This window comes from Streptomyces hokutonensis (assembly GCF_042751305.1).
GTDB classification, from domain to species: domain Bacteria; phylum Actinomycetota; class Actinomycetes; order Streptomycetales; family Streptomycetaceae; genus Streptomyces; species Streptomyces hokutonensis_A.
Genome location: NZ_JBHYWD010000001.1, coordinates 101,467 through 123,459, shown reverse-complemented (window position 1 = coordinate 123,459; position 21,993 = coordinate 101,467). Strand labels below are relative to the sequence as shown.

The 21,993-nt window shown below is 72.3% G+C and carries 1 protein-coding gene; it reads right to left on the bottom strand.

Annotation, left to right across the window (positions count from 1 at the left end; translation table 11 throughout):
• Window positions 1-21,942 carry a non-ribosomal peptide synthase/polyketide synthase gene (locus ACFXC1_RS00505; protein ID WP_381236804.1) on the bottom strand — a complete coding sequence of 7,314 codons (21,942 nt, stop codon included), beginning with the start codon at window positions 21,940-21,942 and terminating at the stop codon, window positions 1-3.
• Between the last annotated feature and the right edge of the window lie 51 nt (window positions 21,943-21,993).

Below are 21,993 nucleotides of genomic sequence, written 5' to 3'. Positions count from 1 at the left end.
TCAGGACCTGAGAGCGTCCGCCCGTCGCACGACGGCCTCCAGTGCCCGGAACCAGGTGTGGGCCAGGTCCTGGACCCGCTCCTCGGTGAGGAGTTCGGCCGCGTAGGCCCAGTGGGCGCTGAGCTGCGGGCCCTCGGGACGGTTCTCGGTGATGGCGTTGAGGGTCAGGGCGTGGGACACCGGCTGACCGGGGTCGGCGTCGAGGTCGGCCGCGTCGTCCTCGGGGGCGTAGGACCAGTCGGCCGCCGCCGGGCGGTCGAAACGGCCCATGTAGTTGAACTCGACCTGCGGCTCGGCGAGTTGGGCGAGCAGCGGACCGGTCCCGGCGTTGAGATGGCGCAGCAGCCCGTGCCCGATGCCGGCCGCGGGCAGCGCGGTGAGGTGGGCGCGGACGCGGGCCAGGGCCGTGTCAAGCGCAGGCCCGCCCGCGAAGGCCTCCGCCAAGTCGGCCTGGCCCGGGTCGAGTCGTACCGGTACGACGCTGGTGAACCAGCCGACCGTACGGGACAGGTCGGCGTCGCCCGCGAGTTGCTCCTCGCGGCCGTGGCCCTCCAGGTCGACCAGGACCGGCCCACCCGTGCCGGGCGCGCCGAGTGTCCGGGTCCGCCAGTCCCCGACCGCCAGCGCGAACGCGGTGAGCAGGACGTCGTTGACGGTGGCACCGAAGGCGGCCGGGGCGCGGCTCAGCAGCGGTTCGGTGAGGTCGGCGGGCAGGGTCACGGAGAGATAGCGGGTGGTGGCCACGGTGTCCCGGGCGGGGTCGAGCGGACGGGCCAGCGGAAGGCCGGCTCCCTCGGCGAGGGCGGAGGTCCACCACGGCAGCTCGTCCTCGGTGGCCGGGTCGGTGGCGCGGGTCCCCAGGAGCCGGGACCAGTGGGCGAACGACAGCTCCACGGGGGCGAGTTCGGGTGTACGACCGCCTCGGACCGCCGCCCAGGCGGTGGCCAGGTCGGGCAGCAGCACACGCCAGGAGACGCCGTCGATGACCAGGTGGTGGACGAGGATCAGCAGCCGACCGGGCTGTCCGGGTCCGGCGTCGAACCAGACCGCCCGCACCATCGCCCCGCTGTCGGGGTCGAGCCCCGCCCGTGCCGTTACGACGTGTTGGGAGATGGCGGCGCGCAGTCGGGCCTCGTCCGTGCCGCGCACGTCGACGCGGGTGAGCCAGGTGCTCACGTCGGTGTCCCGTGCGGCCGGAACCCGCAGCAACCACTCGGGCTCGCGCGCGAGTTGGGCCCGCAGCATGTCGTGCCGGTCGGCGAGCGCCTTGAGCACGGCCAGCAGGCCGGGTTCGGTGAGGTCGGCGGGGGTCTGGACCAGGGCCGCCTGATGGTAGGCGGCGATGGGGCCGCCGCGCTCCAGCAGGCCGCGCATGATCGGGGTGAGCGGGACGGTGCCGGTGCCGTCGTCGTGGACGGCGTGCCGTTCACCGGTGCCCAGCGGGACGGCAACTGCCGCCAGGGCGGCCACGGTTCGGTGCTGGAAGACCTGGCGCGGGGTGACCCGCAGGCCGCCCGCCCGTGCTCGCGCGACGAGTTGCATCGCGACGATGCTGTCACCGCCGAAGGTGAAGAAGTCGTCGTCCGTGCCGACCGCCTCGGCGGGCAGCCCTAGGGCGTCCGCGAACAGGTCGCGCAGGGTGCGCTCGGCATCGTTTGCCGGGGCCCGGCCGCCGCCCTTCGCCGTGAAGTCCGGGGCGGGCAGGGCGGATCGGTCGAGCTTGCCGTTGGACATCAGCGGCAGCTGGTCGAGGACGACCACGGCGACCGGGACCATGTAGTCGGGCAGTACGGCGGCGGCGTGGGCGCGCAGGGCGGTCCCGTCCGTATCGTCGGCGACCGCGTAGGCGATCAACTGCCGTATGCCGGGCCGGTGTTCGCGGGCCACCACGACCGTCTGGGTGACGGCCGGGTGGGTGTCCAACGCGGCCTCGATCTCGGCGAGTTCGATGCGGTAGCCGCGGATCTTGACCTGGTCGTCGGTGCGGCCGGCGAACTCCAGCCGGCCGTCCTCGGTCCAGCGGGCGAGGTCGCCGGTGCGGTACATGCGCTCGCCGGGCCGGGTGGCGAACGGATCGGCGACAAAGCGTTCGGCGGTGAGGCCGGGCCGGTCGAGGTAGCCGCGGGCGAGACCGGGTCCCGACAGGTACAACTCGCCGGTGACACCCGGCGGTACGGGACGCAGGGCGGTGTCGAGGACGTAGGCGCGGGACTCGTGGACGGGACGTCCGACGACCGGAGTGGCACTGTCGCGGACCCGGCCGACGAGCGCGTCGACGGTTGCCTCGGTGGGGCCGTACAGGTTGAACGCCTCGGTGTCCGGCAGCGCGGCGAGCCGCGTCCACAGCGACTCGGGTACGGCCTCGCCGCCGAAGCCGACCACCGCGAGCGGGCAGTCGCCCTCGGTGCCGATCAGTCCGCTGTCCGCCATCTGGGCGAGCAGCGACGGCGTGACCTCGATGAAGTCGATACCCCGGCCCCGGATGAACTCGGCGAGGAGTTCGGGGTCACGGCGGGTCTCGTCGTCCGCGATGTGCAGGGCGTGCCCGTCCAGCAGCCACAACTGCGGCTGCCAGGAGGCGTCGAAGGAGAACGACCAGGCGTGGCCGACCCGCAGGCGCCGCAGTCCGGTGCGTTCCCTGGCCACCCGGTGCAGGTCGTGGCGGTGGCTGTGGAAAAGGTTGGCGATGCCTCGCTGGGTGACGACGACACCCTTGGGGCGGCCGGTGGAACCGGAAGTGTAGATGACGTAGGCGGGGTGGTCGGGGCCGGGGGCGACGGGTTGCGCCTGCGGCAGTTGGTCGACGGGGACGTCAAGTCGCAGTACTGGTACGCCCGTTGGCGGCAGCGTCGCGGCGGTCTCGCCCGTGGCCAGGATCAGCACGGGACGGGCGTCGTCGAGCATGCCGGTCAGGCGGGACTCCGGAAGGTCGGGGTCGAGGGGCAGATAGGCGGCGCCCGCCTTCATCACGGCGAGGATCGCGGCGATGTGGTCGACGGTGCGGGGCAGCGCGAGGGCCACGATCCGCTCGGGTCCGGCGCCGTGTCCTGCGAGGGTGCGCGCCAACTGGTCGGTGCGGGCATCGAGTTCGGCGAACGTGCAGGTCGTAAGGCCGTCGGTGACGGCGATCGCGTCCGGTCCTGCGGCGGCCTGCGCGGCGAACAACTCCGGGACCGTGCCGAGGCGTTCGGCGTCCGGGAGCGCGGTGTCGTTCCAGATCTCGAGGACGGTGTGCAGGTCGGCGGGGCCGAGCAGGTCGAGACGTCCGACGGGGCGGTCGGGGTCGGCCACCATCCCGGTGAGGAGGGTGGTGAGAGCGTCCGAGATTCGTCGTACGACGGCCGGTTGGAACAGGTCGGGGCGGAACTCTGCGGTCAGACGCAGCCGTTCGGCGGGCTCGACGGCCCACGCGAACGGGTAGTGGGTCGAGTCCTCGTGGTCGCGGACGGTGACGCGCGGCCCGTCGCCGTCCTCGTCCGCATCGGCCACAGGGTACGACTCGAACACCACGAGGGTGTCGAAGAGTTCACCGAGTCCGGCGGCCCGCTGGATGTCGGCGAGACCGAGGTGCTGGTGGGCGATGAGGGCGGACTGCTCGTCCTGGAGTCGCGTCAGCAGGGCGGCGGTGGTCTCCTCCGGGCGGACGTTCACCCGTACCGGCACGGTGTTGATGAACAGGCCGATCATCGACTCGGCACCGGCCAGTTCGGGCGAGCGGCCGGCGACGGTGGCGCCGAACACCACGTCGGTGCGCCCGGTGAGCCGGCCGAGGAGCACGCCCCAGGCTGCCTGGACAAGGGTGTTGACGGTGACGCCCCGGCGCCGCGCGAACCCCTCCAGCTCCGCCGTGCGGTCCGGGTCCAGCTCCACGGTGTGGGTGTCCGGTACGACGGCGGCACGGTCCGGGTCGACAGGCGCGAGCCTGGTGGGTTCGGCCAGCCCGCCGAGGGCCTCGGCCCAAGCGGCAGCTGAAACGGCCGGGTCCTGGGCGGCGAGCAGCCGCAGGTGGTTGCGGTAGGGGGCGGGGGCGGCCGGGGTGCGGCCCTCGTAGCGGGCCCACAGTTCTGCGGTCAGCAGCGGCAGCGACCAGCCGTCCAGCAGGAGGTGCTGGTGCGAGAGCACGAGCCGGTGCCGGTCCGGACCGAACTTGGCCAGCAACAGCCGTAGCAGCGGCGGGTGTTCGGGGTCGAAGCGCCGCCGCTCCTGTACGAGCAGCCGCTCCCACTCTCCGGGGTCGTCAGCCAGGTCGAGCTGTCGCCACGGCAGGACGGCCGTACGCGGTACGACGGCCACGGGACGACCTGAGGACAGGTGCCGGAAGCCGCTGCGCAGGTTCTCGTGGGCGTCGAGCACGGACTGCGCGGCGGTGTGCAACCGGTCGGCGTCCAGGGGGCCTTCGAGGTCGTAGGAGACCTGGACGGTGTACACGTCCGGTCCGTCGTCACCGGAGTCGAGGGCGGCGTGGAAGAGGAGGCCGGCCTGGAGCGGGGAGACAGGCAGGCCCTCGGTTCCGGCGGGCAGGGCGGCGAGTTCGGTGCGCTCGTCGTCTGTGAGGTCGAGGAGCACGGTGTCGTCGGCGTGCTCGGCGGTGACCGTGGTCGCGGTGACGGTGGCCAGCCCCGCGGCCGACTTGTGGCGGAAGACGTCACGCGGACTGAAGGTGAGGCCCGCCGCGCGGGCGCGGGCGACCAGCTGCATGGCGACGATGCTGTCTCCGCCGAGGGAGAAGAAGTCGTCCTCGACACCGACGCGTTCGAGTCCAAGGACGTCCGCGACGAGCGCGCAGAGGATCTCCTCCAGCGCTGTGCGCGGCCGGGTGTCGGTGACCTCTGCGGCGAAGTCGGGGGCGGGCAGGGCTCGGCGGTCCAGCTTGCCGTTGGGGGTGAGCGGGAGGGCGTCGAGAGTGACTACGGCGGCCGGGACCATGTGATCGGGCAGCGAACGGGCGGTGTGGGCGCGGAGTTCGGCGGATTCGGCGGGGGCGCCGGCCGGAACGACGTACGCCACGAGCCGTTCGTCGCGTACGAGGACGGTGGCGTGCGCGACGCTTAGGTGGGCCGCCAACACGGCCTCGATCTCGCCGAGTTCGATCCGGAAGCCGCGCAGCTTGATCTGGTCGTCGGCGCGACCGAGGTACTCCAGCTCCCCGTCCCTGGTCCAGCGGGCCAGGTCGCCAGTGCGGTACATACGGGCGCCGGGTTCGGTGGCGTAGGGGTCGGCGACGAAGCGTTCGGCGGTCAGGGCGGAGCGGCCGAGGTAGCCGCGCGCCAACTGGACGCCCGCCAGGTACAGTTCGCCGGCCACGCCCGGCGGCACCGGGGTCAGAGCGGCGTCGAGGACGTAGGTGCGGGTGTTCCACACCGGGCGGCCGATCGGCACGGTGGCCGGGTCGGCGGTGACCTCGTGGGCGGTGACGTCGACGGACGCCTCCGTGGGGCCATAGAGGTTGTGCAGACGTGCGGTTGGCAGGACCTGGTGGAAGCGGGTGGCCAGCGGCGCGGGCAACGCCTCGCCGCTGCAGATGACTTGGCGCAGTCCGGTGCACTCGGCTGCGCTGGGTTCGTCCAGGAAGGCGCGCAGCATCGACGGCACGAAGTGGGCCGTGGTGATGTGCTGACGCTTGATCAGCTCGGCGAGGTAGACGGGGTCCTGGTGGCCTTGCGGGCGGGCCACGACGAGGGTGGCGCCGGTGATCAGCGGCCAGAAGAACTCCCACACCGACACGTCGAACCCGGCCGGGGTCTTCTGCAGGACGCGGTCCACGGCATCGAGCTTGTACGTCTCCTGCATCCACAACAGGCGGTTGGTGATGCCTTGGTGGGGGACGGTGACGCCCTTGGGGCGGCCAGTGGAGCCGGAGGTGTAGATGACGTAGGCGGGGTGGCGGGGGTCGTGGGCGGTGGGCAGGGGTGCGTGTGCCGGGTGGTCTGGGGTGCCGTCCGTGTCGACCGTGAGGGTGGGCACGTCGGTGTCCGGGACGGTGACGCCGTCCGTGGTGACCACACAGACCGGGCGGGCGTCGGCGAGCGTGAAGGCGAGTCGGTCGGCCGGGTAGCCGGTGTCGAGGGGCAGATAGGCGGCACCCGCACGGTGGACCGCGAGGAGCGACACCACGAGAGCGAGGGAGCGCGGCAGGGCGACGGCGACTACGGCCTCTGCCCGCGCGCCGTGCGCGGCGAGGGTGTGCGCCAACTTCTCCACGCGGACGTCGAGTTCGGCGTAGGTGAGGGCGGTGTCCTCGAAGACGACCGCAGTGGCTTCGGGGGTGCGGGCGACCTGGCACCGGAACAGCTCGGGCAGGGTGAGGTCGGGGACGGGACGGGTGGTGGCGTTCCAGTCGGTGAGGACGAGGGCGCGTTCGTCGTCGCGGAGGACGTCGAGCGTGGCGAGGCGTCGGTCCGGGTCGGCGCCGACCTGGGCGAGCAGTGACTCCAGGCGCTGGGCGAGGAGTTCGGCGGTCGACTCGTCGAAGAGGTCGGCGCTGTACTCGATCCAGCACCGCATGCCGTTCTCGCCCTGCTCCACGAAGTCGAAGCTGAGGTCGAACTTGGCGCCCTGCTGGCCGAGTTCCTCGCGGCGGGCGGCCAGGCCGGGCAGGGCGGGGGTGGCGCCCTCGTTCTCGAGGTGCACGACCATCACCTGGAACAGCGGGTGCCTGGCCAGCGAGCGGGCCGGGTTGATCGCCTCGACCAGTCGCTCGAAGGGCAGGTCCTGGTGCTCGTAGGCGGCGAGGTCCGTGTCCCGGACGCGGGCGAGCAGATCGGCGAACGTGGGGTCGCCGGACAGATCGGCGCGCAGAACAAGGGTGTTGACGAAGAACCCGACCAGGTCTTCCAGGTTTTCGTCGGCTCGACCGGAGATCGGTGCGCCGAGCGGGATGTCGTCCCCGGCGCCGAGCCGGTGCAGCAGCGCGGCGACGGCGGCCTGCGTGACCATGAACATACTGACGCCGTGGCGGCGGGCCAACGCGCGCAGCTGTCCGGTCTGTTGCGCGTTGATGGTCAGCCCGACCGCGCCGCCCCGGTGGCTGCTCTCCAGCGGGCGGGGGCGGTCGGCGGGCAGCGCGAGTTCGTCCGGCAGGCCGGCCAATGCCGCCTGCCAGTAGGCGAGTTGGCGGGACTGGCGGCTGTCCGGGGCGTCGGCGTCGCCGAGGGCCTCGCGGTGCCAGAGGGCGTAGTCGGCGTACTGCACGGGCAGCGGGGCCCAGGCGGGCGTCCGCCCCTCGCGGCGGGCTTCGTAGGCGGCGGCCAGGTCCCGCCACAGCGGCCCGTCGGACCACTGGTCGCCGGCGATGTGGTGCAGTACCAGCAGCAGGACGTGCTGGTCTTCTGCCAGCTCGAACACGTGGGCGCGCAACGGGAGTTCGCGGTCGATGTCGAAGCCGCGCGCGGCGGCCTCGGCGACCCGGTCGGGCAGTTCGGTCTCGGCTACCCGGCTGTGGTGAAGGGGTACCGAGGCCTGGTCCAGCACGACCTGGTGGGGGCGGCCGTCCCGCTCGGGGAAGACCGTGCGCAGGCTTTCGTGCCGTACGGCCACGTCGTCCAGGGCGGCGGCCAGCGCATCCCGGTCGAGCGTGCCGGTCAGTCGCCAGGCAGCCGGGATGTTGTAGGTGGCTCCCGGACCCTCGATGCGGTGCAGCAGCCAGAGGCGCTGCTGGGCGTAGGAGAGCGGGAGTTCGGCGGGTCGTTCGGCGGGGACGAGGGCTGGAAGGCCGCCGGCCCGGTCGTCGAGGCGGGCGGCGAGCAGTGCGGGGGTGGACGCCTCGAAGACGGTACGGACCGTGAGGTCGGCGCCAAGTGCCGTACGGACGCGGCTGACCAGGCGCATGGCGAGCAGGGAGTGGCCGCCGAGGGTGAAGAAGTCGTCGTCGGCGCCGACGTGTTCGAGGCCGAGGATGTCGCCGAAGAGTCCGGCGAGGATCTCCTCGCGCGGGCCTCGGGGCGCAGTGCCCGCGCCCGTACCGGTGGCGATCGTGAAGTCCGGGGCGGGCAGGGAGGCGCGGTCCAGCTTGCCGTTGGGGGTCAGTGGCAGCGCATCGAGCGTGACGAAGGCGGCGGGGACCATGTGGGCGGGGAGGGTAGCGGCGGTGTGGGCGCGCAGGGCGGTCACGTCGATCGGGGCCGCGGTTGTGCGGGGGTGCGCTACGGTCACGTCCGCCGACCCACTGCCCCCGGCCGGAACCACGTAGGCGACGAGGTTCTGCTCTCGCACGACCACGACGGCGTGTGCGACGGACGGGTGCGTGGTCAACACACCCTCGATCTCGCCGGGTTCGACGCGGAACCCGCGCACCTTCACCTGGTCGTCGGTGCGGCCCAGGTAGTCGATCGTCCCGTCGGTGTTCCAGCGGGCCAGGTCGCCTGTGCGATACATCCGGGTGCCGGGCGCGCCGTAAGGGTCGGCTACGAAGCGCTCGGCGGTCAGGCCGGGCCGGTCGAGGTAGCCGCGCGCGAGCTGGACGCCCGCGAGATACAACTCGCCCGGGACACCGGGCGGTACCGGGCGCAGCCCTGCGTCGAGGACGTAGGTGCGGGTGTTCCACACCGGGCGGCCGATCGGCACGCTCTGCGCGTCCGGTCCGATCTCGACGGCTGTCACGTCGACCGAGGCCTCGGTCGGGCCGTAGAGGTTGTGGAGTTCGGTCGTGGTCAGGACGTCGTGGAAGCGGTGGGTGACGGCGACGGGCAGGGCCTCGCCGCTGCACATCACGCGGCGCAGGCCGGTGCAGTCGGCCGTGGCCTGCTCCTCCAGGAAGAGTTGGAGCATGGAGGGCACGAAGTGGGCGGTCGTGATGCCCTGTTCGCGGATCAGCCGGGCGAGGTAGGCCGGGTCGCGGTGGCCTTCGGGGCGGGCGACGACCAGGGTGGCGCCTGTGATCAGCGGCCAGAAGAACTCCCACACCGACACGTCGAAGCTGGACGGCGTCTTCTGCAACACCCGGTCGGTGGCCGTGAGTTCATACGTGTTCTGCATCCACAGCAGCCGGTTGACGATGCCCTCGTGCGGAACGACGACACCCTTGGGGCGGCCGGTCGAGCCGGAGGTGTAGATGACGTACGCCGGGCTCGACGGGTCGTAGGACGTGGGGAGTTGGGCCTCGGGACCGGTTGGCAAGATGTCGCGGATGACATACGCCGGGCGGGCGTCCTCGACCATGAGGGCGAGGCGGTCCTCCGGGTAGTCGGGGTCGAGCGGGAGGTAGGCGGCTCCGGCACGGTGGACGGCGAGCAGGGCGACGACGAGTTCGACTGAGCGTGGGAGGGCTACAGCCACGGTCTGCTCGGGGCCTGCGCCGAGCGCGGCCAACACCCGTGCCGTGCGCTCCACTTGGGCGTCCAGCTCGGCATACGTCAGCCGCCGTCCCTCGAAGACGAGGGCCGTGGCGTCCGGGGTGCGGGCCACCTGGGCTCGGAAGAGTTCCGGCAGGGTGGTGGCCGGGACGGGGTGTTCGGTGGCGTTCCACTCGCCGAGGACCAGCGCGCGCTCGGCGTCCTCCAGGAGGTCGAAGTCTCTTACCGCGCGGTCGGGTTCGGCCGCCGCGTGGTCCAGCAGTCGGGCCATGCGGCCGGCGATGCGTTCGGCGGTCGAGGCGTCGAAGAGGTCGGTCGCGTACTCCAGGAGCAGGACCACCCGGTCGCGGCCGGTCTCGTCCACGAACGTGAAGTGGAGGTCGAACTTGGCCATCCCGGTGTCCATGTCGAACCACTCGGTCGCGAGGCCGAGCACGTCCGGGTCGCCGTCGGGCCTGTGGTGGTAGCCGAGCATGACCTGGAAGAGCGGGTTGCGGCCCGCCACGCGCGGCGGGTTGAGCGCTTCCACGACCCGGTCGAAGGGCAGGTCCTGGTACTCGAAGGCCGCGAGGGACGACTCCCGTACCCGGCCCAGGAGTTCACGGAACGTCAGCTCATCGCCGGACACATCGGTGCGCAGCACCAGGGTGTTGACGAAGAAGCCCACGAGGTCGGCGAGGGCCTCGTCGGTGCGGCCGGCGATGGGTGCGCCGAGCGGGATGTCTTCGCCCGCGCCGAGCCGGCTCAGGAGTGCGGCGGTGGCTGCCTGGAACAGCATGAACATGCTGGTCCCGGTGGCGGTGGTGAGGTCGCGCAGGGCGTGGCCGGTGGCGGTGGGCAGTTCCAGGCGGACCTTGCCGCCGTGGCCGGTCGGCTCGGTGGGGCGCGGTCGGTCGGCGGCCAGGGCGAGTTCGTCGGGCAGGCCGCTCAAGGCATCGGCCCAGTAGGCGAGTTGGGCCTCGCCGGTGCGGGCCAGGAGGTCGTCCTGCCAGAGGGTGTAGTCGGCGTACTGCACCGGCAGGGGCGCCCAGTCGGGTGCCCGTCCCTCGCGGCGGGCCGCGTAGGCGGTGTCGAGGTCGGCGAGGAAGGGGCGGTCGGACCACTCGTCGGTGGTGATGTGGTGCAGGACGACGGCCACCACGTGCTCGTCCGGTCCGAGCCTGAACACCTCGCAGCGCAGCGGGAGTTCGGTGGTGAGGTCGAAGGGGCGGCGCTGGGCCGCCTCGATCAGCGCGGACAGGTCGTCCTCCGTGCAGTCGACGACCGTGCAGGCCGGGTCGGCCTCTTCCGGCGGGACGATCCGCTGGTAAGGCTCTCCCTCGTGCGTCGGGAACATCGTCCGCAGCGCCTCGTGCCGGCCGGCGACATCGCGCAGGGCGGCAGCCAGGGCCTCGGTGTCGAGGGTGCCGCGCAGTCGGAAGACCAGCGGGAAGTTGTAGGCGACTCCGCTGCCGGTGATCTGCTCGACGAGCAGCAGCCGTCGTTGGGCGGCCGACAGCGGGATGCGGGCAGGCCGGTCGGCGACGGGCGTGACCGCCGGACGGGCCGGGTTCGCCGCGTCCGCACGGCCCGCGAGCAGGGCGGGAGTCGGGGCCTCGAAGAGGTCGCGGATGGCGAGTTCGGCGCCGAGTTCGGTGCGGGCGCGGCTGACCAGTCGGGTGGCGAGGAGTGAATGGCCGCCCAGGTCGAAGAAGTTGTCCTCGGCACCGACCTCGGGCAGTCCCAGCACCTCGGCGAACAGGCGGCACAGCACCTCTTCCTGCGTGGTGCGCGGGCCGCGTCCTCCGCCGAGGGCGACGGCCGGTTCGGCGTCGGGCAGGGCACGGACGTCCAGCTTGCCGTTGGCGTTCATGGGCAGGCCGTCGACGGTGACGAAGGCCGACGGGACCATGTAGTCGGGCAGTTCGCGGCCCAGGTCCTCGCGCAGGCGGCGTACGAGCGCGCTTGCCTCGCGGGCGGCGGTGGGGTTGTTGGCGTAGGGATGGGTGCCGCCACCGGGCTTGAACAGGCCGCCGGTCACGCGGAGTTCGGACGCCTTAAGGAATACGGCGTCATACGTCCCCTGCTGCTCCGACCAGGTGGTCAGCACCCGGTATCCGGCCGCCGTGCCCAGTTCGTGCAGGTGCTCGGGGTCGACGCCCGTCTCGGTCGTACGGCCGTCGGGAATTCCGGTGAATCGGAGTGCCTCGGGCCGTTCGCCGCGCGGGCGTTCACCAGCCACCCCCGTCGCTGACCAGTTGCCGTCCAGGAGTTGACCGATCGCTTCGGCGGACGTCCAGTCGCCCCGCAGGAGTTCGCCGATGGTGTTGCCTGTAGCCCAGTCGACGGACGGGATGGCGTCCAGGCGCACGTCCGGTTCATCGGCGTAGAGGACGATGTCGTAGCGGTGCCGTGACAGCTCGTTGTGGTGCTGGGCGCGCTTGGTGCGGAGGTCGACGCCGTAGCCGAGGGTGGTGAAGTAGTCGGGGTCTACGAGGAGTTCCTTCTCCAGGCGCAGGCCGCGTTCCACCGCCCGCTCCAGGTCCGCTTCGGCGGTGCCCCTGGCGCGCTGGATCTCGGTGTGGAAGGTGCCGGCGAGCCGCAGGTTGCGGACGTCGCCGACGAACAGGGCGCCGCCGGGCGCGAGCAGGTCCAGCAGGCCGTGGATGACGGTGGTGAGGTGGTCGATGCTCGGGAAGTACTGGATGACGGAGTTGATGACGATCGTGTCGAAGTAGGCGAACGGCAGGCCGCTCAGGTCCTCCGCGGGGCGGCAGCGGAGTTCCACCTTGGCGGCGAGGGCGGGGTCGCGCCGCACCTCCTCGCCGATCTTGCGGATGACGGGAGCGGCGAAGTCGGTGGCCCAATAGGCCTCCGCCTCCGGGGCGAGCCGGGACAGCAACAGGCCTGATCCGACGCCAACTTCGAGGATGCGGCGGGGCTTGAGGGCACTGATGCGGGCGAGGGTGGCCTCGCGCCACTCGTGCATCTCCTCGAAGGGGATGGGCCGGCCGTCGTAGGAGCTGTCCCAGCCGTCGTACTGCTCGGTGAAGACGGCGGTGCCGATCTCCTCGTACTCGTCGGAGTAGATCTCCTGCCACTCCCCCACCTGCGCGGCCTCGGCGGCGGTGCGCTCGGACGGGTCGGCGCCGGAGGGCACGACGTAGCCGACTAGCCGTTCGTCGCGGACGACGACGGCGGCCTGGGAGACCAACGGGTGGCGGCTCAGGGCGGTTTCGATCTCGCCGGGTTCGATGCGGTAGCCGCGGATCTTGACCTGGTCGTCGGTGCGGCCGAGGAAGTCGAGGTTGCCGTCTGCGTTGCGGCGGACCAGGTCGCCGGTGCGGTACATGCGCTCGCCGGGCTCGCCGAACGGGTCGGCGACGAAACGCTCGGAGGTCAGCGCGGACCGGTCCAAGTAGCCGCGGGCCAGGCCGATTCCGGCGATGTACAGCTCGCCGGGGACACCGTCGGGCACCGGGCGCAGCCAGGCGTCGAGGATGTGGGCGCGGGTGCCGCGGATGGGCTTGCCTACGGTGGGGGTGTCGCTGTCGAGGGTGCCGCCGCCGAGGGTGTTGATGGTGTACTCGGTCGGCCCGTACAGGTTGTAGCCGTACGTGCCCTCGGTGTCGCGCAGGGCCGTCCAGACCGTCTCCGGTACGGCCTCGCCGCCGAGGAGTACGAGTGGCGGGACGTGGCCTTCCAGCAGGCCCTGCTCGATCAACAGCCGCGCATACGTGGGCGTGACATTGACGACGTCGATGCGGTGCCGTTCGCAGTAGGCGACCAGCGCCTCCGCGTCACGCCTCAACTCCTCGTCACAGACGTGCACTTCGTGACCCTCGACCAGCCAGAGCAGCTCCTCCCACGACATGTCGAAGGCGAAGGACACGGTGTGCGCGATACGCAGCCGCCGTCCGCCGGCCGAGGCGATGGCGGGTTCGAAGATCTCCTTCTGGTGGTTCAACTGCATGTTCGTCAGGCCCCGGTAGGGGGTGACGACACCCTTGGGGCGGCCGGTGGAGCCTGAGGTGTAGATGACGTAGGCGGGGTGTTCGAGGCTGAAGCGACGGCGGACGGGGGTGTCCGGCTGGTCTCCCAACTCCCCCTTGACCGACGGGTCGTCGAGCAGGACGCGCGCCATCTCGCCGTCCAGCGTGGCGGATACGGTCGTGGTGCTGAGCAGCAGGAGTGGGCGGGCGTCGGCCAGCATCAGGGACAGGCGGTCGGCCGGGTGGTCCAACTCCAGGGGGAGGTAAGCCGCTCCGGTGCGCAGGACCGCGAAGAGGGCGACCACCATGTCGAGGGAGCGCGGGAGGGCGAGGGCGACGACCTGCTCGGGTCCTGCGCCCCGGTCAATCAGCAGCCGGGCCATCCGGTTGACGGCGGCGTCGAGTTCGGCGTACGTCATGCTGCGCTCGCCGAAGACCAACGCCCGCTCGTCCGGGGTGCGTTCGGCCTGCGCGGCCAGCAGGTCGGCGATGGTGTCCTCGGGGGCGGGGACACGGCTGGCCGCCGACTCCCGCCGTAGCGCTTCGACTTCGGCGGGGAGGAGGGCGTCCAGGGAACCGACCGGTGCCGTGAGGTCGGCGGTGAGGCGGTCGACGAGCAGCGCGAAGCGGTCGAGGAGGGCCTGTGCCTGGTCAGTTGGGACGAGGTCGGGGCGGTGGGTGAGGGTGACGGCGATCTCGCGGCCGGGGGTGATGACGAGGTTGGCCGGGTAGTGGGTGGCGTCGACGTTGGCGACGGCCGTGGCGCCGTGCCGGGTCCTGAGGTCGGCCAGCCGCTCCTCGGTGTCGTTGTTGCGCAGCACGAACAGCGTGTCGAAGAGCTTGCGGTGCCCGGTCTCGGCCTGGAGGACGCCGAGGCTGAGGTGCTCGTACGGCATCAGGTCGAGGCGTTCGCCCTGGACGCGGCGGAGCAGGCCGAGGACCGGTTCGACGGGGTCGAGGGCGATACGGGTCGGGACGGTGTTGAGGAACAGGCCGATGATGTTGCCGACGTCCGGGACCTCGCTGGGCCGGCCGGCGACCGTCGTGCCGAACACGACGTCGACGCGGCCGGTCGCGGAGGCGAGGGTGAGTCCCCAGGCCGCGTTGAGGATCGTGTTGAGGGTCAGACCGTGGGCCGGGGCCAACTCGCGGAGCCGGTCGCCGAGTTCGGCGGGGAGGCGGGTGTCGAGCTGGTCGGGGATGACCGGTTCGAGGCCGTCGGCGGCGGTGGGCGCGAGCAGCGTCGGCTCGTCGAGACCGGCCAGCGCGGTGCGCCAGGCGGCCGTGGCGACCGAGTCGTCCTGCTCCTCCAGCCAGGTCAGGTAGTCGCGATAACTGCCGGGGGTGGGCAGAGCGTTGGCGTCGCCGCCCGTCTCGTAGAGCGCGAACAGTTCGTCGAGGAACAGCCAGGCCGACCAGCCGTCCCAGAGGATCAGATGACGGCCGATGACGAGCCGGTCGCCGCGCTCCGCGCCGAGGCGGAGCAGGAGCAGGCGGAAGAGAGGGGGTGCGGACAGGTCGAAGCGGCGGTTGCGCTCGGCGTCCGTCAACTCCTTGAGCAGGACGTCCTGTTCGGCGGCGGGCAGGAGCGCGAGGTCCACCTCTTCGAGGGGGATCTCCGGGTCCTCGACGATGAACTGCACCGGCTGGTCGAGGCCGTCGCTGGTGAAGCCCGCGCGCAGGCCGGGGTTGCGGTCGAGGAGGGTGCGGACTGCGGCGCGCAGACGGTTCGTGTCCAGACGGGTGGCGAAGTCGAAGGTCTCGTGGACGGTGTAGACGTCCAACGCGCCTTCGTCGTAGGCCGAGTGGAAGAACAGGCCCTCCTGGAGGGGGGCCAGCGGCCAGACGTCGGCGACCTCGGCCGGGGCGGCGACAGCGCGGACGCGGGCGTGTTCGGCTTCGGTGAGGGTGAATGCCTCGACTCGGTCTCCCGGCAAGGCCGTTGCGGTGCCGGCCGCCAGCGCGAGGGCGGCGGGCGTGCGGTGCGTGAACACGTCGCGCGGGCTCAGCTCCAGGCCCGCCGCGCGGGCCCGGCTCGCGACGCCGATGGAACTGATGCTGTCGCCCCCCAGGCGGAAGAAGTCGTCGTCGGGGCCCGCGTCCTCGATGCCGAGGACAGCCGCGAAGATCTCGGTGAGCTGCTGCTCCAACGGCCCTTCGGGCAGACGCCGTTCGGCGCGCTCGGCCTCGGGGGCGGGCAGCGCGGCCTGGTCGAGCTTGCCGCTGGGGGTGAGCGGGAGGTCGGCGAGGACGACATACGCCTCGGGGACCAGGGGCGCGGGCAGCGCGTCGGCCAGGGCGGCGCGCAGTTCGGCGGGGTCGAGCGCCACTCCTGTCGCCGGGACGGCGTAGGCGACGAGCCGCTGGTCCCGGATGACGACGGCACCCCGCGCCACTGCGGGGATGCGGGTCAACTCGGCCTCGATCTCGCCGAGTTCGACGCGGTTGCCGCGCAACTTGACCTGGCGATCGGTGCGGCCGAGGTAGTCGATCGTGCCGTCGGTGCGGCGGCGTACGAGGTCACCGGTGCGGTACATGCGGGTGCCGGGCTCGGTGGCGTAGGGGTCGGCGACGAAGCGGTCGGCGGTGAGCCCGGGGCGCCGGTGGTAGCCGCGGGCCAGCTGGACGCCGGTGAGATACAGCTCGCCGGGGACGCCGGCCGGGACCGGTCGCAGACAGATGTCGAGAACGCGCAGGCCGGTGTTCCACACGGGTCGGCCGATGGGCACGGTGGTGTCGGGCGCGCCGCCGTAGGGGTGGTACGTGACGTCGACGGCGGCCTCGGTAGGGCCGTAGAGGTTGTGCAGCGGAACGCCGGTCAGCTCGTGCCAGCGGTGGGCGGCGGAACCGGACAGGGCCTCGCCGCTGCTGAAGACGCGGCGCAGGCTGCCCGCCCACGCGGGGTCGGCGGTGACCTCGTCGGAGGCGAGGAAGGCCTCCAGCATCGACGGCACGAAGTGCATCGTGGTGACGCCCTCGGCCTGGATCAGACGGGCCAGATAGGCGGGGTCGCGGTGGCCGTCCGGGGCGGCGAGGACTACGGCGGCGCCCTCGCGCAGCGCCCAGAAGAACTCCCAGACGCTCACGTCGAAGCTCGACGGAGTCTTCTGCAACACCCCGTCGTCGGCGGTGAGTTGGTACGCGCCCTGCATCCAGGCCAGCCGGTTGCCGATGGCGCGGTGGGTGACGACGACACCCTTGGGGCGGCCGGTGGAGCCGGAGGTGTAGATGAGGTAGGCGGGGTCGTCGGGGCGGGCGGGGTCGTCGGCTCCGCCGAAGAGGGCTTCTTCGCCCTCGGCGTCCACCCGCAGTACGTCCAGGCCCTCCACCGACGGGAGACGGTCCGCGTCCCGTTGCGTCGTGACGACCATGGTCGCGCCCGAGTCGGCCAGCATGTACGCGAGGCGCTCGGCCGGGTAGTCCAGGTCGAGGGGCAGATAGGCGGCCCCCGACTTCAGGACGCCCAGCAGCGCCACCATCAGCTCCGCCGAACGGGGGACGGCGACGGCGACGAACCGCTCCCGGCCGGCGCCCTTGGCCCGCAGCCGGGCGGCCAACTCCTCGGCCCGGGCGTCGAGTTCGGCGTAGGTCAGGGTCGTACCGTCGAAGACGACAGCCGTGGCGTCCGGAGTTCGCGCGGCCTGTACGGCAACGGAGTCGGCGAGCGTAGTGGCCGGGACGGGCATGGTCTCGCCCGTCGGATGGCCGGCGGCCGGCTCGTCCGGGGTCAGCAGGTCGAGGTCGGCGACGCGGGTGCCCGGGTCGTCGGCCAGGGCGTGCAGGACGAGGGTGAGCCGGTCGGCAAGGGACTGTACGGCGTCGGCGTCGAGGCGCCCGGTGTGGTGCTTGAGGCGCAGGTCGAGGCGGCGGCCGGGCTTGACGATGAGGGCGAGCGGGTAGTGCACGGCGTCGTGGAAGGCGTGTCCGGCGACGGCGATCGTGCCGGTGGGGTCGGTGATGCCGGGGGCGCCCTCGCCACCGGGGTAGTTCTCGAACACCACGAGGGTGTCGAAGAGTTCGCCGCCGCCCGCGTGGCCGGTGACGCGCTGGATGTCGGCGAGGCCGAGGTGCTGGTGGTCTAGGAGCACGCTCTGTTCGTCCTGGAGCCGGTCGAGGAGCCCGCCCAGAGTGTCTCCGGGGGCCCAACGCAGGCGGGTGGGGAGGGTGTTGATGAACAGACCGATCATCGACTCGATGCCGTCGACGGCAGCGTCGCGACCGGCGACGGTGGTTCCGAACAGGACGTCCTGGCGGCCCGTCATCCGGCCGACCAGTAGGCCCCAGGCGCCCTGGACGAGCGTGCCGAGGGTGACTCCGCGTTCGCGGGCGCGGGCGGTGAGCCGCGAGGTGATCCGCTCGGTCAACTCGACGCGGATCTGGGCGGGTTCGAGCGGTCCGGCGGGCGCGGGAGTGTCGACGAGACGGGTGGGCTCCTCGACGCCGGCGAGTGCGGTGCGCCAGGCGGCGCGGGCCGCGTCGCGGTCGGCGCCGGCGATCCGGCGGAGGTAGCCGCGGTAGGGGGCGACCTCGGGGAGCGGGGTGGGGTTCTCGCCGTAGAGGGCGAGGAGTTCGCGGTGCAGGACGGGCAGGGACCAGCCGTCCGTGACGATGTGATGGAACGTCAGGACCAGTCGGCTGCGGTCCTCGCCGAAGCGGATGAGGGCGCAGCGGATCAGCGGCGGGTGGGCGAGGTCGAAGCGGTGGGCGCGTTCGTCGGCGGCGACGGCCTCGGCGAGGGCGCGGAGGACCGTGGGGTCGTCCTGCGCGGCCAAGTCGACTTCTTGCCAGGGCAGTTCGAGGCCGGAGGCGATCAGTTGGACCGGGCGGCCGTCGGGCGTCTGGCGGAAGCAGGCGCGCAGCGGGGCGTGCCGGTCCACGAGTCGCTGTGCGGCCGTGCGGAGAAGGGTGCCGTCGACCGGGCCCGACAGTTCGATGATCTGCTGCACGACATAGGCGTCGTGTTCGGCGCCGTCCACCAGGGCGTGGAAGAAGAAGCCCTCCTGGAGCGGTCCGAGGGGCAGGGCCTCTTCGACGGTGACGGGGAACTCGCCCTGCACTGCGATGAGTTCGTCCTCGCTCAGCGTCTGCCACGGGGATTCTTCAGTGAGATCGGCCGTGCCGGTGCGGGCGACCGTGGCGAGTTCGGCGACCGTGCGGTGCCGGAACACGTCCCGCGGGGTGAGTTCCAGGCCTGCGCGGCGGGCGAGGATGAGGAGTTGGACGGCGACGATGCTGTCTCCGCCGAGCGCGAAGAAGTCGTCGTCGACGCCGACCGAGGGGACCTTGAGGGCCGTGGCGTAGAGGTCGCACAGCAGTTGTTCGCGAGGTGTCCCGGGCGCCCGGCCCGCGTTGAGCTGCCGGGTGAGGTCCGGGACCGGGAGTGCGGCGGCGTCGAGCTTGCCGCTGGGGGTGACGGGCAGCCGGTCCAGCGGGACGAAGGCGGCCGGGACCATGTAGTCGGGCAGGTACTCGGTGGCGTGCGTCCGCAGGGTCGACATGAGGGCGTTGACGTTGCGGAAGGGCGCGGGGCGGTTGGTGAGCGGTTGGCTGCCTCCGGGGCGGTACGGCGCCTGCGCCTCCGCTTCGAGGGCGAACACGGCGTCCAGGCTGCCGTCCTCGGCGTCCCCGTTCCAGGTGAGCGCCAGCTCGTAGCCGTGCCGGGCGGCGAGCTCGTAGAGGGTCTCGGGGTCCACCCCGTACGGTCCGGCGGCCGGCCTGCTGCTGTCGGCGAGGGCGTCGAGCGCGGCGAGGTCGTCGGCGAGGCGGGAGTTGGGGATGCCGGTGACGCGTGACCGGGGCGGGCGGCCGGCGAGCAGCGCGTCCAGCGCCTGTACCGAACCGAGCGCGGGCCAGGGCGAGTCGGGGGTCTCCTCGGGTGCGTCCGACCGGGGCCGCAGCACAACGTCGTAGCGATAGCGGGTGAGTTCGTTGTGGTGGGTGCCGCGCTTGACACGGATGTCGGCGGTGAGGCCGTCGAGGGTGGTGAAGTAGTCGGGGTCTACGAGGAGTTCGCCCTCCCAGGCGACGGCTCGGTCCACGGCGGCGCGCAGGGCTTCCTTGTCGTCGTCCGCCCGGCCGCTCTCGACCGCCGCGCTCAGGGTGCGCAGCAGGCGCAGGTTGCGGACGTCGCCGACGAAGACCGCGCCGCCGGGGGCGAGCAGTTCGGCGGCGTTGCGGAGCACGTCGGTGAGGTAGTCGCCGCCGGGGAAGTACTGGATGACGGAGTTGACGACGATCGTGTCGAAGTGGCCCTCGGGCAGTCCGGTGAGATCGTGCGCGGGGCGGGCCAACACGGTTACGCGGTCCGCGAGTTCGGGAATCACGGACACCTGGGCGTCCAGGGCGCGTACGGCCTCCTCGGAGAGGTCGGTGCCCCAGTACTCGGCGCAGTCGGGGGCGATCCGGGACAGCAGCAGGCCGGAGCCGACGCCGATCTCCAGGATGCGGCGGGGCCGTAGCGCGCGGATGCGGTCGAGGGTGGCCTCGCGCCACTCGCGCATGTCGGCGAGCGGGATGGGGAGGCCGTCGTACATGCTGTTCCAGCCTGCGAAGTTCTCCTCGAAGCCGTCCGATCCGGCGGCGGAGTAGAGGAGTTCGTGCAGCTCCTTCCAGTCGGCGACGCCCTGGTCGGGGGTCGCCTCGGCGTCCAGCGAGGGCACGACGTAGGCGGCGAGGCGGCGTTCGCCGGGGCGGTCCTCGCGGACGACGACGGCGGCCTGGTCGACGGCCGGGTGGGAGCGCAGGACGGACTCGATCTCGCCGGGTTCGATGCGGAAGCCGCGGATCTTGACCTGGGTGTCGACTCGGCCGTGGAACTCCAGTCGGCCGTCGGTCTTCCAGCGCACCAAGTCGCCTGTGCGGTACAGACGTTCGCCGGGTTCGCCGAAGGGGTCGGCGACGAAGCGTTCGGCGGTGAGGGCGGGGCGTCCGAGGTAGCCGCGGGCCAGGCCGTCGCCCGCGAGGTAGAGCTCTCCCGTGACTCCGGCGGGGACGGGGCGCAGCCGGTCGTCGAGGACGTAGGCGCGGGTGCCGGGGTCGGGAATGCCGATGGGCACGATGGTGCCGGCCGGGGTGTCCGGGTCGCACAGGCCGAGGGTGGAGTTGGTGGTGGCCTCGGTCGGGCCGTAGGCGTTGAACATCATCCGGCCGCGTGCGTAGCGGCCGACCAGCTCGGGCGAGACGCGTTCGGTGCCCGCCAACAGGGTTGCTGTGGCTGGGAGTTGGACGTCCTCGGGCAGGGCGGCGAGGAGCGCCGGCGGGAGGATCATGAAAGTGATGCCGTGCTCGTTGGCGTAGTCCGCGAGGGGTGCGCCGGGGACGCGGCGGTCGGCGGGGACGACGACGAGACGGCCGCCGGAGAGCAGGCCGAGGCACAGGTCCCAGAAAGCGACGTCGAAGCTGGGTGAGGCGAACTGGAGGACCCGGCTGTGCGGGCCGATCCCGAAACGTTCCTGCTGGGTGGCGACCAGTTTGGCCACACCCGCGTGGGACAGCACGGTGCCCTTGGGCCGGCCGGTGGAGCCGGAGGTGTAGATGACGTAGGCGGCGTGCGCGGTCGTCAGCTCGTCGGCGGTGGAGGGGCCTTGGGTGGGGTGGGCGGCGAGTTCCGCGACCGTTTCCGGGGCGTCGAGGATCAGCGGGTCGAGGCCCGGCGGGAGGTCGGGGGCGATCTCGGCGGTGGTGACGAGGCAGACCGGGCGGGCGTCGGCGAGCATGTAGGCGATGCGGTCGGCCGGGTAGTCGGTGTCGACGGGCAGATAGGCGGCGCCCGCCTTCAGGACGGCGACCTCGGCCACGATCATGTCGGCGGATCGCGGTACGGCGAGCGCGACGACCCGCTCGGGACCGGCACCCCGGGCGACCAGCGCGTGCGCCAACCTGGCCGCGCGGGCGTCGAGTTCGGCGTAGGTGAGGCGGACGTCCTCGTGGACGAGGGCGATCTCGTGCGGGCGGGCGGCGACCTGGTCGGCGAACATGCGGGGCCAGGTGAGCGCGGGCACGTCGTGCGCGGTGTCGTTCCAGTCGTGCAGGATGCGGTGCCGCTCGTCGGCGCCGAGGAGTTCGAGGTCGGCGACCGGGGTGTCCGGGCGGGCGAGGGCGTCGGCGAGGAGGGTGCCGTAGTGGCCGAGGATCAGGTCGACGGTGGCGGGCGCGAAGAGGTCGGTGCGGTAGTCCGCCGTCACCTCGCCGTCGGTCACTGTGAGGGCCAGGTCCAGGGGGCCGCTCTCGTGCCAGGGGACGGCGCCGAAGCCCGTGGCGCACAACAGGCCGCCGCCACGGAAGGGTTCGGGGGCGAGGAGTCGCAGGAGATCCGTGGTCGGGAGGTGGTGGGCGGCGGTCTCGGCGCGTACGGCGGTGATCTGGTGGCGGAGTTGGGTGAACGGGGTGTCGCCGTCGATCGTGACGCGCAGCGGGAGGCCCTCGTGGGCGATCGCCGTCTCGGTGGCCGTGGTGCCGCCGTAGCGGTGCAACAGGGCGAAGAGGGCTGCGAGTTGGGTTGCCGTGTCGGCCGTGGTGTCGAGTACGGCCGTGCGGCGCGCGCGGGGCACCGGGCCGTCCTGGCGTGGCGGACGGGGGAAGTCGAGCGGCAGTGCCGTCTCCGGTACCGGTGACGCGAAGCGCCGTCGCCAGAAGTCGTTCGTCGCCGTTGCCCGTGCCGAAGAAAGCGTGTTGCCCGCCACAGCTGCCCGTGCCTCCCAATGCGTGCGGAACGGCTCAGCGGAGCCGCGACC